Raw genomic sequence first — 15051 nt, forward strand, 5'->3', positions numbered from 1 at the left:
ACCATCAATAATAACGTTATCTAAGTCAAATACTACAAGTTTAATCAATAATACCACCAATTATATTAAATCTAGCTCACTTAATCTATCGTAAGCTCTTTCAACACCAAGTTTGGCGTCGCTTTTAGTTTTAGCTCCAGTACATACAACTTTACCAGAACCAAATAATAATAGGACCACTTTAGGGTCGGATAATCTGTATACTAAACCTGGGAATTGTTCAGGTTCGTATTCGGTATCTTCAAGTTCTAAAGCTACCGCTTCTAAGTTTAATGTGGATTCTAAGTTTGCAGAAGCCACAATGTTTTGAATTTTAATTTCGAATTCGTGAGGAATTTCAGTATCGATAGTCCTCATTAAATCGACAGTCTTTTTGATTGCCAATTTAGAATCATCTATAGATTTTGCTCCAGTACAAACAAGCTTACCAGAGCTAAAGATTAATGCTGCTGTTTTGGGATCCTTAAGTTTAAAAACAAGTCCCGGAAACTGTTCACGATTAAAATTAACCCCTTCTAAAGCTTGAGACACTTCAGTAAGAACAATGTCTTTACCAATGCTTGCAGAAGCAACAATGTTTTCAATTTTTATATCAACATCGGTCAATTTAAAACCTCCAATTTTTATTAAAAGTAGAATAGTAAAATTTAAAAAAAAACAAAAAAAATGTGTTAAATTTTTACTAATAAAATATTTAATTTATATAGTATATAAAGGTATGTTTATTTATATAAGTCATGTAAATTTTACCGAAAATTTTAAAAAAAATAATTTAAAATTTTACTTTCAAGTTAAAGTTTTTCCAAAGCCGATATTTAAATAAATATTTAAATCTGGATAAAAATTACATAAAAATACCTATAATTTATTACATAAAAATCGAAATAATAAAATCTGGATAACATTTAAAAATGTGGAAAAAAATATTTGGAAAAATGAAATATCAGCCATAATTTCGACGGAAATATTAAAATATTGCACCTTTTTTAAATTAAACCAATAATAGATTATTTATATAATGTGTACTAAACCTAATAGCAAGTAGAGGAGTAACTGAAATGGATAAAATAAGTATCATCATACCATGTTACAACATGGAGCAGCTTGTTGAAAAGTGCATCACTTCAATCAAAAATCAAAGTTATACGAATTTTGAAGCGATATTCGTTGATGACGGCAGCCAAGATAAAACAAAAGAGATAATCGAAGCAAACATTAAAGACGACGAAAGAATGATTTATGCCTATAAAGAAAACGGAGGCCTTTCATCCGCCAGGAACTTTGGTTTGGAATTGGCAACGGGAAAATACGTTTCATTCATTGACAGCGACGATTATGTTGAAAAAGATTTCCTGATGGAATTATATAACAATCTGATTGAAAATGACTCTGATATTTCTGTCTGTTATTTTTATAGGGTATATGAGAATAAAACCGATTTGAACAAAGTGAAAAACGGATTTTACAATCTTGTCAGATTTCCGGCAGCATGGAACAAATTATATAAGATATCCCTTTTCAAGGACAACGACATTATATTTCCCCCTGGAAAATGGTACGAAGATCTGGGAACATTCCCCAAGATATTCATGATGACCAACAGGATTTCAATTGTGGAAAAGCCGCTTTATAACTACATCCAAAATTCATCCTCAATAACCCACACTTTTGATGAAAGGATATATCACAATTACGATATGGTTGAAACCAATGAAGATTTCGCCAGAAAGAACAATATCTTTGACAAATACCATGATGAACTGGAATACATTAACGTCTACCATACGCTAATTGGAACTGTATACAGGAGCAGCTTTATGGATGATTTCAGTGAAGACACTATAAAAGACATCGTCAAATATGTATCCAACAAATATCCGAACTGGAACAAAAACAAAGGAATCAAGGAACTCCCGTTATTCTTTAGGATATATCTAAAGGCACTCTACTACAAACAATACGGTTTAATCGTGTTTCTATTAAAAAGATTGAATGACAAAATAGACATTAGTTGATAATATGATTGAAGTTGAAGTGAAAGCAAAGATAAATAGCTTTAGTGAAATGGAAGAAAAGCTAGCCGAAATTGGCGCAGTTAAAACTAAAAAAGAGTTTCAGGAAGACATTTACTTCAATAGTCCCATAGTGGATTTTGCAAAAACTGATGAAGCCTTAAGAATAAGGACAACAAAAGAAGATGATGACACTAACATTTTCATAACATACAAGGGCCCAAAAATAGATAAGGAGTCAAAAACCAGACATGAAATTGAAATGGGAATAGAAGACTCCCGGAAATGCTCCGGCATCTTTGAAGCTATCGGCTTTAGGAAGGTAAGGGCAGTCAGGAAAAACCGCCAGTATTATACCTATGAAAACTTTGAAATTTCCCTAGATGACATCGAAGGGCTTGACCCTTATATGGAGATTGAAATAGCTTTAAGCGATGGGGAAGACTACAGTGAAGCCCAAAACTCTATTTTTAAATTATTTGAAAAATTAGGCATCACAGATGGCTTTGAAAGAACTTCATATCTGGAGCTTTTAGAAAGTTTAAATATAACTAACTGATACATTATTATTATAATTAATATTAATTAATAAAAGAAGTGATTATATTGCAATATTTTATAAGTCATTATAATAAAGAATCTGAACTAAAATTTCCAGATGACATCACAATTTATGACACCACTTTAAGGGATGGGGAACAGACCCCTGGAGTCTGTTTCGGTTTAGAGGACAAACTAAAAATTGCTCGCAAACTCGATCAATTTAAAATCCATCAGATTGAAGCAGGTTTCCCGATAGTTTCTGAAAGGGAAAGGGAATCCGTGAAAGCGATAGCCAACGAAGGTTTGGACGCTACAATTCTCGGTTTGACCAGAACAAAACCTCAGGACATTGATGCTGCACTTGATTGTGATGTGGATGGAATCATCACATTTGTCGGAACATCAGACATTCACTTGGACCATAAGATGCACATTACAAGACAGGATGCTATTAACTTATGCGAAACCGCTGTCGACTATGCAAAAGACCATGGTTTGTTTGTCGCATTTTCAGCGGAAGATGCTACAAGAACCGATATCGAATTTTTAAAGAGAATTTACTCAAAGGCTCAGGAATGCGGAGCTGACAGGGTTCATATTGCCGACACCACAGGCGCCATTACACCCCAAGGTATCGATTATTTAGTCAAGGAACTTGTCAAGGACATAGACGTTGATATTGCAGTTCACTTACACAATGACTTTGGATTGGCAGTAATCAACTCAATAACAGGTGTTCTAGCAGGTGCAAAAGCTGTTTCAACAACCGTTAACGGTATTGGGGAAAGGGCAGGAAATGCTTCTCTAGAAGAGCTCATCATGGCAATGAAAATCCTATACGGAAAGGACTACGGTTTTAAAACAAAATACATAAAAGAACTTTCCGATTTGGTATCACAAGCAAGCGGACTTCCGATTCCATACAACAAGCCTATAGTCGGAAACAACGTATTCAGGCACGAATCCGGAATCCACGTTGACGCAGTTATTGAAGAGCCGTTATGTTATGAACCATACCTTCCCGAATTGGTAGGTCAAAAAAGACAGCTTGTTTTAGGCAAACATTCCGGATGCAGGGCCGTAAGGGCCAAACTGAATGAATGCGAACTTGACGTTAGCGATGAAGAGCTTATTGAAATTGTAAAACAAGTCAAAAAATCAAGAGAAGAAGGAAAATACATTAACGATCAAGTATTCAAGGACATCGTTAAAAAAATCAGTAAAAAGGAATAGGTTGAAATGAACATTACTGAAAAAATATTATCTGCAAAAGCAGGTCATGAAGTGACCCCAGGTGAAATCATCGAAATACCTGTTGACCTTGCAATGTCACATGACGGGACCTCTCCTCCAGCCATCAAAACATTTGAAAAGGTGGCCGACAAGGTATGGGACCCGGAAAAGATAGCTATCATTTTTGATCACAACATCCCGGCAAATACAATTGGATCAGCCGAGTTTCAAAAAGTTTGCAGGGATTTCATCAAAACCCAAAACATTACTAAAAACTTCATTCATGGCGAAGGAATTTGCCATCAGGTTGTTCCTGAAATGGGATTGGTCGAACCCGGAAAGGTAATTGTTGGTGCTGACTCACACACATGCACTTACGGTGCTTTTGGAGCGTTTTCCACAGGTATGGGTGCAACTGACCTTGCAATGGTTTGGGCAACCGGAAAGACCTGGTTTATGGTTCCTGAAGCCATAAAGATGGAAGTCAGCGGTGAGCTAAATCCTTATATCGCACCAAAGGACATCATCCTAAACATCATTGGAGAAGTCGGAATTGCTGGTGCTACCTATAAGACCGCCGAATTCTGCGGCGAAACCATAGAAGCAATGGGCGTTGAAGGAAGGGCGACAATGTGCAATATGGCAATAGAGATGGGTGCCAAAAACGGAATAATGGAACCGAACAGAGAAGTCATTGATTATATCTGCAAAAGAACCAGCAAAAAAGAATCCGAGTTGAATATCGTAAAATCAGATGCCGATGCAGATTACCTGAAAGAAATGCACTTCGACATTACCGATATGGAACCTCAAATTGCATGTCCAAATGATGTCGATAATGTAAAAGACATCTCAGAAATTGAAGGCACCGCGATTGACCAATGCCTGATTGGATCATGTACCAACGGAAGATTATCCGATTTAAAGGATGCCTGTGAAATCCTTGAAGGCAAAAAAATCAATAATGACATTAGATTAATCATACTGCCAGCTTCAAGAGAAATCTACAGGCAGGCAATGCATTTAGGCTATATCGACACATTCATTGATGCCGGAGCCATTATCTGCAATCCTGGATGCGGCCCATGTCTTGGAGGACATATGGGAGTGCTTTCAGAAGGAGAATCATGCATTTCAACTACCAACAGAAACTTCAAAGGCAGAATGGGAGATCCTGCTTCATCCGTATACTTATCTAACTCAAAAGTAGTTGCTGCTTCAGCAATCACCGGAGTTATTACAAATCCAAAAGACTTATAAGTGATTTATATGGCAAAAGACAAGAATGAAGCTAATAAAAGGCTTATTGAAAAAATAAACGATTTAGAAGAGGACTATGGTCAGACATTTTCAAATACGCAGAAAATACTTTTGACAACCGACGGATCAATCACTGCCATTTTAGATGTTTTGTATGGCAAAATCACTCTGGATACTCTAGACCAACACCTGGAAAACGCAGATGAGGAACGTGCAAAACTGGTCAATGTGGATGTGGGTGAAGAAATCAACTTTAGGGAAGTCATAATGCATAAGGACGAGCAGCCTTTGATATATGCAATTTCACATGTCCCGCTAGGCAGATGCTCTAAAGAAGTTTGTGCGGATTTATTGAGAGCAGACATTCCAATCGGCAGAATCCTAAAAAACTATAAAATAGAATCCAGAAGAGAAGTCAGGAACATTTTTATTGAAAAGCCAAACGATACCTTAAAGGAATTGTTTAACACCGATGAGGATTTCCTGGCCCGTGATTATGTAATCATCAACCATGATGAAATATTGATGTGGATTAAGGAAATGTTTCCAGTAAGCTATTTTGCAGAAATTTAAGGTGTGAAAATGGGAGTTAAGCTAAAAGACATAATTGAACCGGAAAAAATCAGCTTCAAAGATTTGGAAGGAAGAAGCGTGTCAATTGATGCGTTCAATACACTTTATCAATTCCTATCCACAATCAGGCAAAGGGATGGAAGGCCATTGACTGACGAACATGGAAATGTTACCTCCCATTTAAGCGGAATACTGTACAGAAACTCTTCAATGGTTGAAAAGGACATAAAACCAATCTATATTTTTGATGGTGCAGCGCCTGAACTCAAAAGTGAAACCCAGGCAAAAAGAAGGGAAGTGAGAGAGGAATCCGAAAAGATATTCAAGGAAGCGCTGGCTGCTGGAGACACTGAAAAGGCTCGTAAATTTGCAATGAGATCATCTAAACTGTCTCCGGAAATAATTGAATCATCCAAAAAGTTATTGACATTGATGGGAATTCCTTATGTAGAAGCTAAGGGAGAAGGTGAAGCGCAAGCTGCCTATCTTGTTCAAAAAGGAGATGCATATGCCGTTGCATCACAGGATTACGATTGCCTGTTATTCGGGGCCAAAAGAGTTGTGAGAAACCTGGCCGTTAGCTCAAACCTTGGAGATTTGGAATACTATGAGCTGAACAGGGTTTTAAGAGAACTTGACATTACAAGAGAAGAACTGATTGATATGGGAATATTGATTGGAACTGACTTTTGTGAAGGTATGAAAGGTGTAGGCGCCAAAACTGCACTTAAATTGGCTCACAAAGGACAATTGAAAGAAAAAATAGCTGAGCTTCAAAAGGAATCAACACACGACTTGGAGGAAGTTCGTGAAATATTCCTGAATCATAACGTAAATACCGATTACAAAATCAAGTGGGAAAAACCTAAACAGGACAAAATCATCGAATTTTTATGCTACGAACATGGCTTTTCCGAAGACCGTGTCATTAAAGCATCAGATAAGCTTAAAAACTTAAGTTCATCACAGGGAAGCCTTGATGCATGGTTTTAATATGGAGGGAAATCCTCTCCAAATACTTTTTTTGCATATTTCATTGCCAATTCAACCTGCGGCAAATAGCTTTTCATCATTTCACTTTCAAAATAATTTCTTGAAGGTGACTTTAAAATCAGTTTAAGAAGCGCTTCATAAGTTTCGATAGCCAACTGTTTATCAAAATCGTATTTTTCAATGATTTCCGGAGTTAACTTTTCAAAACATGGAAATTCCAATGTTTTACAGACTGTCTCTGTTGAGAAATAAGTCATTCTAATCAAAGGAGATACGGATGAAACCAAAACATGATTTCCCAATTTGATAAGAGGCGGAATGCCTGTTTTTTTATATCGCTCTATTGAAGTTAACTTCTCATAATTCTTAAGGTCATAACAGTGAAGCTCTGTATAGAAATCCGGTTGGAAATATTCTATCAGATTAAGGATTTCCTGGCCGATTTCACTATCGTAATACTCCTTTTTAATTGTAGAGATATAATCCGTTTTATCAAAATTATAGAAATAGAATTGTCCAGCTGACAAATCCTCTTCGTCAATCCTTTTGATGAATTTCAAAGAGGTTGTGCCCTCGTTTCCATGAACTCCGCCAACGAATAATTTGGTTGGTCCATCTCCATTATCAATGTATCTAAAATAAGACATGAAAATAAAAAAAATTGAAGGAAAATTATGTTCCTTCCTGCCAGTTTGACATGTAAGCAATTTGTTTATCAGTCAATGAGTCTATTTCGATTCCCATAGCTTTCAATTTCATTGTTGCTACAGTATAGTCGATTTCATCAGGCGCTTTTGTAACACCTACAGGCAAGTCATTTTCCAATATGTGTTTTGCAGATAATGCCTGTACGGCAAAACTCATGTCCATGATTTCTGCAGGGTGTCCTTGTCCACGTGCTGCTGAAAGGTTAACCAAACGGCCGTCAGCCAAAAGGTAAATCTTGCGTCCGTCTTTGGTAGTGAATTCCTCAATGCTTTCACGCACTTCTTTCACTTCAGTGGAAATGGCTTCCAAATCAGGCCTGTTGATTTCAACATTGAAGTGTCCTGAATTTGCAAGCATGCATCCGTCTTTCATGTATTTGAAGTCATCGCCGCTGATGATGTCCGCATTGCCTGTTACTGTGACGATTAAATCGGATTGCTTTACCGCTTCGCGGATTGGCATTACTCTGTATCCATCCATTCTTGCTTCTAAAGCCCTGATTGGATCTACTTCAGTAACGATAACATCGGCACCTAAGCCGTCTGCCCTAAGTGCAAGCCCACGACCACACCAGCCGTATCCACATACAGTTACGGTTTTACCGGCAATAACCATGTTGGTTGTTCCCATAATCGCATCAAAGCTTGATTGACCGGTTCCATAACGGTTATCAAATAAATATTTAGTATAAGCATCATTTACTGCAATAACAGGGAATTTCAATGCCCCGTCAGCGTGCATTGCCTGAAGTCTGTGCACACCAGTGGTTGTTTCTTCACAAGCCCCTTTGATGTGGCTTAACAATTCTTTTCTTTCATTGTGAAGCACCATAATCATGTCTGCTCCGTCATCGATGATTATATCAGGTTTATGGTCAAGAACCATGTTGATGGTCTGATAATATTCTTCATCGTCCTGTTCTCTCCAACCATAGACATTCAAACCTAAATCGGCTGCACCTGCAACCGCATCGTCATGAGTGGATAACGGGTTACAACCAGTCATTGCAACTTCTGCTCCACCTGCCATCAATGTTAAACCTAAATTGATTGTTTTAGGCTCCAGGTGTAAGCAAGACCCAATAGTAATTCCTTTGAAAGGTTGGGTTTCCAAGTATTCTTGTTTAATGTGTTCCAAAACAGGCATGTGTTTTTGAACCCATTCAATTTTTCTAACACCTTCAGGTGCTAAAGACATATCTTTAACTGTACTCATTAAAATTTCTCCTTTAATAAGAATTATATATTAGTATATACTTCATGGCCTTTTAAATTATTCTATTTTTCAAGAAAATTACAAAAAAACTCAAAAAATCAAAACCTTTAAATGTAATGATAAAATAATATATAAATGTTAGATGCCGGGGTGGCTCAGCTGGTTAGAGCGCACGGCTCATAGGGTAATAAAGCAGTGCTCTGACTTATTCCTGGGATACCGTGAGATCGCGGGTTCGAATCCCGCCCCCGGCATCCTAATCCCAGGAATTTTCCATCTAAACTATTTTTTAAAGATATTTATTTCAAAACCCAATTATTTTATATTCGTTTTACCAGATATTTTATATAATTAATTGAGGTTTGAACATGTTATACAATACACTTGGAAAGACTGGCCTTGAAGTGTCAAGGCTCGGTTTTGGAACAATGAGGCTTCCAACAAAGGGTTCCAACGAAAATATCGATGAGACAGAAGCATCCGCAATGCTTGCATACGGCATTGAAAATGGAATCAATATTATAGATACCGCTTATCCTTACCACTCAAAAGAGCTGGACGGTAACGGAAACAGTGAGAAGTTCGTCGGTAAATTTTTGAAAGAAAACGATTTAAGGGATGAAATACTCCTTCAAACAAAATCTCCTTCTTGGCTGATGGAGAAAAGAACTGATTTTGACTATTATTTGGATATACAGCTTGAAAAGCTGCAAACCGACTACATTGACATTTACCTCCTGCATTCATTGACCGTGCCCGATTGGACTAAAGTCAATGATTTGGGCGTTTTGGACTTTTTGGATGATTGCCTAAGCAGCGGAAAAGTAAGGCATGTTGGATTTTCATCACATATCGAAGTTGATTATCTGATTGAGATTCTGGACGAGTATCCGAAGTGGGAAGTTGCTTTAACACAAATGAATTACCTCGATGAATACTATCAGTCAGGAGTGATGGGCCTTAACTACCTGAAGGAAGTGAATGTCGGAAGCATGATTATGGAGCCCCTTCGCGGAGGAAGGCTGGTGAACAATATCCCTCAGGACGTTCAGCAATTATGGGATATGGCTGAAGTGAAAAGGACTCCTGTCGAATGGGCATTTCAATATCTATGGAACAGGGACGATGTGGACTGTGTCTTAAGCGGCATGACCAGCATGGAACAGGTCAAACAGAATATCGAAATAGCTTCAAGAGAGGACATCATAAGCGATTACGACCAGGAAATCATAAGGGAAGTTGCAAGATCATACAGGACACGCCTCGGAAACAACTGTACAAGATGCGGCTACTGCATGCCATGCCCTCATGGAGTGGACATCATCAATTGTTTAACCGAATACAACATTGCCCATATGATGGATGATCCCAAGGCCAGCGCAATGCAGTATTTCACACTGATGGACGATGATTCAAGAGCCGACAGCTGCGTGCAATGTGGCGAATGCATTCCGTTTTGCACACAAATGCTGGACATTCCAGAGGAGCTCGTTAAAGTGCACGAATACTTCGGCAGCGAATTTGACCACTTTTAACCAGCCTCTAAACTTTAATTATTTCATTTCAAATAGCTGAAATCTAAACATTGCCCCAATTTTTTATTAATTTTTTATACTCATTTGAACAATTAACTATCAAAATTTAAAATCAATATGATTATTTTTACTAATTTGGAATAAACTTATACATTAATATACTAAAAACAACATAATAGGACTATACAACTATTTTTGCAAAACCTTTATATACGATGAGGTGGAAATATATTTCCAAGGTAGGAAGATACTTTCCGACTACTTTTATTAATTCAATATTACACACATATTGGAGCTTGATTAAATGAGCGATATAGATGAAGAAAAAATGCAAAGTATAATCGAACAAATGACCGAGGATAACATCAAATTTATCCGTCTACAATTTGTCGATATAAATGGTACTGTGAAAAATATTGTTATTCCATTCAACAAAGAAGATATGGAAGACCTATTTACTGAAGGAATGTTGTTTGACGGATCTTCAATTGCAGGATTTGTCGGAATTAACGAAAGTGACCTTGTCTTAAAACCTGACATCAACACATACTCCAGATTATCCTGGAGACCTGAAGAGTCTGCTGTATGTAGATTCATCTGTGATGTCTGGACACCTGAACAGGAACCGTTCGTTGGTGACCCAAGAAGCGTATTGAAAAAATCCTTAGCAAAAATAGCAAAAATGGGATTACAATACAACATCGGTCCGGAACCAGAGTTCTTTATTGTAGACATTGACGAAAACGGATACCCAATGCCATACGATAACGCAACATACTTCGACGTGGAACCATTAGACAAAGGACCTGATTTCAGAAGAGAATTGACCTTAAACTTAGAAGAGCTAGACTTTGAAGTTGAAGCTTCTCACCACGAAGTGGCACCTGGTCAAAACGAAATTGCATTTAAATTTAAAGATGCTTTAAAAACTGCAGACGCAGTAATCACATTTAAACAAGCTATCAAAGCTATTGTAGATAACATGGCTACATTCGACCAATTAGATTACAGAGTAACATTCATGCCAAAACCGTTCTTCGGTGTAAACGGTAGTGGTATGCACTGTCACCAATCCATATTCAAAGGTGACAAAAACTTGTTCTCAGATCCTAATTCAGATACCGGTCTTTCAAAAGATGCTCTCCACTTTATGGGAGGATTATTAAAACATGCACCGGCATTAACCGCAATTACAAACCCAATTGTAAACTCATACAAACGTTTAGTGCCAGGTTATGAAGCTCCTGTATACAGAGCATACGGTCTTAAAAACAGATCTGCATTAATCAGAGTTCCTGCAGCTCGTGGAAAAGCAACCCGTATTGAATACAGAGCACCTGACCCAGCATGTAACCCATACTTAGCATTCGCTGTAATGTTAGAAGCTGGTATTGACGGTATCCAAAACAAAATCGACCCTGGTGAACCTACAGAAATCAACATTTACCAATTGACTGAAGAGGAAAGGGAATCCATGGGCATTAAAGTCTTGCCATCAAGTTTATGGGAAGCTTACCATGCACTTGAAGAAGACCCACTCATATTAGGCGCTTTAGGAGACCACATCAGCCAAAAATTCCTAGAGCTCAAATATCAAGAATGGGACGAATACCGTGTCCAAGTATTCGGATACGAACAAAGAAAATATTTAGATATCTAAATCTAAATATTATTTTTTTTATTTTTAATTGAGTTGGAGCTGATTTATGTCTGAATCCGAACACAGAATGATTGAAATTTTAAGAATCCTGAATGAACAGAACAAGCCTACCGGTTCCAAATTAATAGCTGACGAGTTAAGGAATAAAGGCTTTAATTTAGGTGAACGTGCCGTCAGATACCACATGCAAATCTTGGATGAAAAAGGTTTCACTGAAAGAATGGGCTATTCCGGAAGGCGAATCACAAATCTTGGTCGTGAAAAGTTAGAAAAGGGACTGATTTATGATCAGGTTGATTTCATCTATTCAAGATTTGAAGAAATGATTTATTTGACTGACTTCAACTATATGACACAAGAAGGAAATGTAGTTGTCAATACTTCAACCATTTATAACGAAGAATCAATCGATATAATTAAAAGAATTATCGAAAGTGGTCTTTCTGTTAGCCCTTATGTTAATTTAAATAAAGTTACTAACGAAGACAAAATCAACATTACCACTTTATGCGGAACAACTATCGATGGGGTACTTCTCAATGAGGGAATACCATCACAGCTGCAATATGGCGGGCTGCTAAAAATAGAAGACTACAAACCAATCAAATTTACCGAATTGATTTCCTACAAAAAAACATCAGTATCACCTCTGGATGCATTTGCAACACCAGGATTTACATCAGTGCTCGATGTAGTTGACAATGGTAATGGAATCGTTCCCGCAAACTTCAGATTAATACCTGGAGTCGGAAGGTCCAAAGCCGTTGATACCATCAATAAACTTAGAAAAATCGGAATAGGTGGAGTAATCGGCATTTCTGATGAAGGAAAGGACATTCTGGGAATTCCAGTTCCTGATGGAATGGTTGGAATAGCCGTTGTAGGAGGGGTAACCCCATTTTGTGCCGTTCAAGAAGAAAATCAAAATATCGACATAAAAATAGCTGAAGAAATAAGAGACTTTAAAACATTATCCCCATTAACTTCAACTTTTAAACATTCCTTAAAAGAAGTTGAACATGAAATCCAACCGAAAATACCGTTTTTACTATCAAAATCCTGGAACTTGATTCAGCAAGTTACCTTTGATGTGGAAAAAAGAAAAGGGGACATTATCTCCAATGTATCATACATCAATAAGGATGACTTGGACGTGTCTTTAGGAATAATGGAAGAAGCTTACAATTCCAACCCAAAATACGTTAATCCATATTACCGATTGATAGACCATCCAACCGATGATAACAAGATTGGAATAGCTACAATTTGTAGCTTAAGCATAGATGGAATCCTAATCGATAATGGAATCATGAGCAATCCAAGATACGGAGGTCTGCTCGAACTTACTGAACCGCCATTATTTATTGACTTGATTTCATATAACGGTTCAACAGAAGATCCTCACCAAATATTCCTAGCAAAAAATATGACATCAATAAGCGGAGGAATTGGACCTAACAAAATATTGGCCAGCTTTAAAGAAGTTCCGCATATATCCAGAGATTATGCTGTCTACCTTTTAGAGATTCTCAGAAATATAGGATTTTCAATCTATAAAATTGGAAAGCCTAGAGAAGTAACCTACAATGCAAAAGCAGATAACTATAACTTTGGTGTCGTAACAGGCAGTGGTTTAAATTCAATTGGTGCAATAAAAGAAAAAGGCATTGATGTTGAAGTCAAAGCTATTGAAAAATTAATTCCTTTCGAAAAAATGGATAGATTGTAATTAAATTACAGTCACGTCCACTTCTTCTCCTTTTTTTGGATAATGAACAAATTCAATTATATCATCCGCAAATTCATATATATCAATTTCGACTGTAGAACCTATTTGGCTTTCATCAAGTGAAACCAACATCTTGAAACCCGGTTCGCCGAAATATTCTGAAAAGTCCATATTCAAGACTTCTCCTTCTGCAAAAATCCTATTGTATGAAATTTCAATCTTATCATGAATTTTAACATTTTCTTTTAAGTAATTTACCGCTTCTTTTGTAGTCAATTCTAATTCTTTCATGATAACCAACTCCAGCAAATACTATTATATTTAACAAGTATATAAATGTTTGTATATTAACGAACAAAAAAGTGAGTTGCAGAGGAAAGCATCTAGAAAAAAACAAATAGAAAAAAGAGAGAAATTACAAAAGTTCTATAATGAGTTCTTTATCGTCAGTGATGTGGCGCATTTCAATTAAATCATCTTCAATTTCATTGAAATCAATTTCAACACACTGATTTAAAATTTTACCGTTTAACTGAAGACCGACCCTATAACCTTCACCGGTCATGTCGTCCTCTTCTGTGAATCCTAAAACCTCACCAGGGGCAAAAATACGACTATATGATATCTCTAAAATATCTCCAACTTCGACTTCATTCTTAACATATTCCAATGCTTCATCAAAAGTCATTTGAATTTCTTCTACCATGCTATCAACCATTTTCTAAAAATAAAAAAAGAAAAAGAGAGAGGAATTATAAATTCCTGTATTCTCTGATTGAAGTATATTCGTCGTCGAGTTCGCCGTATTCAGCTAATTTTTCTTTGTTAGCTTCAGCGCCTAAGTAAAGGTTACCTTTACCGTTAAGACCAATATCTCCAGTATATTTAATGTATTTACCTGGGAAAGTAGTTCCTTCAACTTCAGGATCTACTACAACACCATCGAGAACAAATCCTTCGAGTAATCTTCCGAGGAATCCGTGGATGATAATGTTACCGTTTTTCATTTGACCACCAGGCCAACGGTTTACGTCACCGTCGATTTCAATAATACCTTTGGTCATGTGAATACCGGCTAAGATATCACAGTTACCTTTAACGTGAATTCTTCCACCAGTTAAACATTCCCCACATTGTTTTCCAGCGTTACCGCCTACAACGATTTGTCCACCGGTCATACCTCTCCATTCACCAATGTATGAAGCACCGGTAAATTCTTTGGTATTTCCTTCGATTTCAAGGTATCCACCAGACATTTCTCTTCCAGCGTGAGCAGCTGCGTCACCTTTAACGAGAATGGATCCGCCAGACATTTCTGCACCAACGTGTAAATCTACACTGCTGTTACATAATATTTTTCCGCCGCTCATTTTACAACCGATGTATTTTACTCTGTTCAAATCACCGTTGAGAATCATTTCAACTTCATCAGGTCCATTAGCTTCTCCTTCTACAGTAATTTTGAAGAAGTCAGTAATTGGGAATCTTGAGTTTCCAATAGGGACTTGATATTTTGCGAAATCAGCTTCAGTCCATGAATAAATTTCATCAGGAATTAATTCATCAAATTCTAAAGCGATTGAAGAAGTT

15 protein-coding genes and 1 tRNA gene are annotated in these 15051 nt (G+C 37.0%); 10 read left to right on the top strand and 6 right to left on the bottom strand.

The features are described 5' to 3' along the window. Positions 1–60 precede the first annotated feature (60 nt). Complete coding sequence (locus tag ACJROP_RS09110; protein WP_405268921.1) at positions 61–606, bottom strand: TATA-box-binding protein; 546 nt, start codon at positions 604–606, stop codon at positions 61–63. A 452-nt stretch (positions 607–1058) separates the two neighbouring features. Here ACJROP_RS09110 and ACJROP_RS09115 point away from each other — a divergent pair, with 452 nt between their 5' ends. From ACJROP_RS09115 to fen, 6 genes are read left to right on the top strand one after another with little or no spacing between them, the layout of a single operon-like run. Then, positions 1059–2015, top strand: a complete 957-nt coding sequence (locus ACJROP_RS09115) for a glycosyltransferase family 2 protein (protein WP_406535160.1) — start codon at positions 1059–1061, stop codon at positions 2013–2015. 4 nt (positions 2016–2019) lie between these two features. Further along, positions 2020–2571 carry a class IV adenylate cyclase gene (gene cyaB / locus ACJROP_RS09120; RefSeq protein WP_406535161.1) on the top strand — a complete coding sequence of 184 codons (552 nt, stop codon included), beginning with the start codon at positions 2020–2022 and terminating at the stop codon, positions 2569–2571. 47 nt (positions 2572–2618) lie between these two features. Further along, positions 2619–3788 (top strand): homocitrate synthase family protein, encoded by a 1170-nt coding sequence (locus ACJROP_RS09125; protein ID WP_406535162.1) that lies wholly within the window; start codon positions 2619–2621, stop codon positions 3786–3788. A 6-nt stretch (positions 3789–3794) separates the two neighbouring features. Further along, positions 3795–5048, top strand: a complete 1254-nt coding sequence (gene hacA / locus ACJROP_RS09130; protein ID WP_406535163.1) for a homoaconitase large subunit — start codon at positions 3795–3797, stop codon at positions 5046–5048. A gap of 9 nt (positions 5049–5057) precedes the next feature. Next, on the top strand, positions 5058–5621 hold the full coding sequence (locus ACJROP_RS09135) for a chorismate--pyruvate lyase family protein (RefSeq protein WP_406535164.1): 564 nt from the start codon (positions 5058–5060) through the stop codon (positions 5619–5621). A gap of 9 nt (positions 5622–5630) precedes the next feature. Beyond that, positions 5631–6614 (top strand): flap endonuclease-1, encoded by a 984-nt coding sequence (gene fen / locus ACJROP_RS09140; RefSeq protein WP_406535165.1) that lies wholly within the window; start codon positions 5631–5633, stop codon positions 6612–6614. Here the strand turns inward: fen and ACJROP_RS09145 are convergent. After that, a complete protein-coding gene (locus ACJROP_RS09145) occupies positions 6611–7261 on the bottom strand; it encodes a DUF2119 domain-containing protein (protein ID WP_406535166.1) in 651 nt (216 codons plus the stop codon). The two genes, fen and ACJROP_RS09145, sit on opposite strands and share 4 nt — an antisense overlap. A 25-nt stretch (positions 7262–7286) precedes the next feature. Next, complete coding sequence (locus ACJROP_RS09150; RefSeq protein WP_406535167.1) at positions 7287–8537, bottom strand: adenosylhomocysteinase; 1251 nt, start codon at positions 8535–8537, stop codon at positions 7287–7289. 144 nt (positions 8538–8681) lie between these two features. Here ACJROP_RS09150 and ACJROP_RS09155 point away from each other — a divergent pair. The 4 genes from ACJROP_RS09155 to ACJROP_RS09170 all read left to right on the top strand — a co-directional run bounded on the left by ACJROP_RS09155 (position 8682) and on the right by ACJROP_RS09170 (position 13461). After that, positions 8682–8791, top strand: a tRNA-Met gene (locus ACJROP_RS09155). Positions 8792–8905: 114 nt separating this feature from the next. Continuing rightward, entirely contained in the window at positions 8906–10072 is a 1167-nt protein-coding gene (locus ACJROP_RS09160) for an aldo/keto reductase (RefSeq protein ID WP_406535168.1), read from the top strand. A gap of 304 nt (positions 10073–10376) precedes the next feature. Beyond that, entirely contained in the window at positions 10377–11732 is a 1356-nt protein-coding gene (gene glnA, locus ACJROP_RS09165) for a type I glutamate--ammonia ligase (protein WP_406535169.1), read from the top strand. A gap of 46 nt (positions 11733–11778) precedes the next feature. Beyond that, positions 11779–13461 (top strand): NrpR regulatory domain-containing protein, encoded by a 1683-nt coding sequence (locus ACJROP_RS09170; protein ID WP_406535170.1) that lies wholly within the window; start codon positions 11779–11781, stop codon positions 13459–13461. On the opposite strand, the gene ACJROP_RS09175 is transcribed toward ACJROP_RS09170, so the two are convergent. From ACJROP_RS09175 to ACJROP_RS09185, 3 genes are all read right to left on the bottom strand, one after another. After that, positions 13462–13752, bottom strand: a complete 291-nt coding sequence (locus ACJROP_RS09175) for a DUF2097 domain-containing protein (protein WP_406535171.1) — start codon at positions 13750–13752, stop codon at positions 13462–13464. Between the two features lie 124 nt (positions 13753–13876). Beyond that, entirely contained in the window at positions 13877–14167 is a 291-nt protein-coding gene (locus ACJROP_RS09180; RefSeq protein WP_406535172.1) for a DUF2097 domain-containing protein, read from the bottom strand. 46 nt (positions 14168–14213) lie between these two features. Continuing rightward, the coding region (locus ACJROP_RS09185; RefSeq protein WP_406535173.1) for a formylmethanofuran dehydrogenase subunit C at positions 14214–15051 on the bottom strand (838 nt) is incomplete at its 5' end.

The organism is Methanobrevibacter sp. (assembly GCF_045220775.1).
Taxonomy (GTDB): Archaea; Methanobacteriota; Methanobacteria; order Methanobacteriales; family Methanobacteriaceae; genus Methanocatella.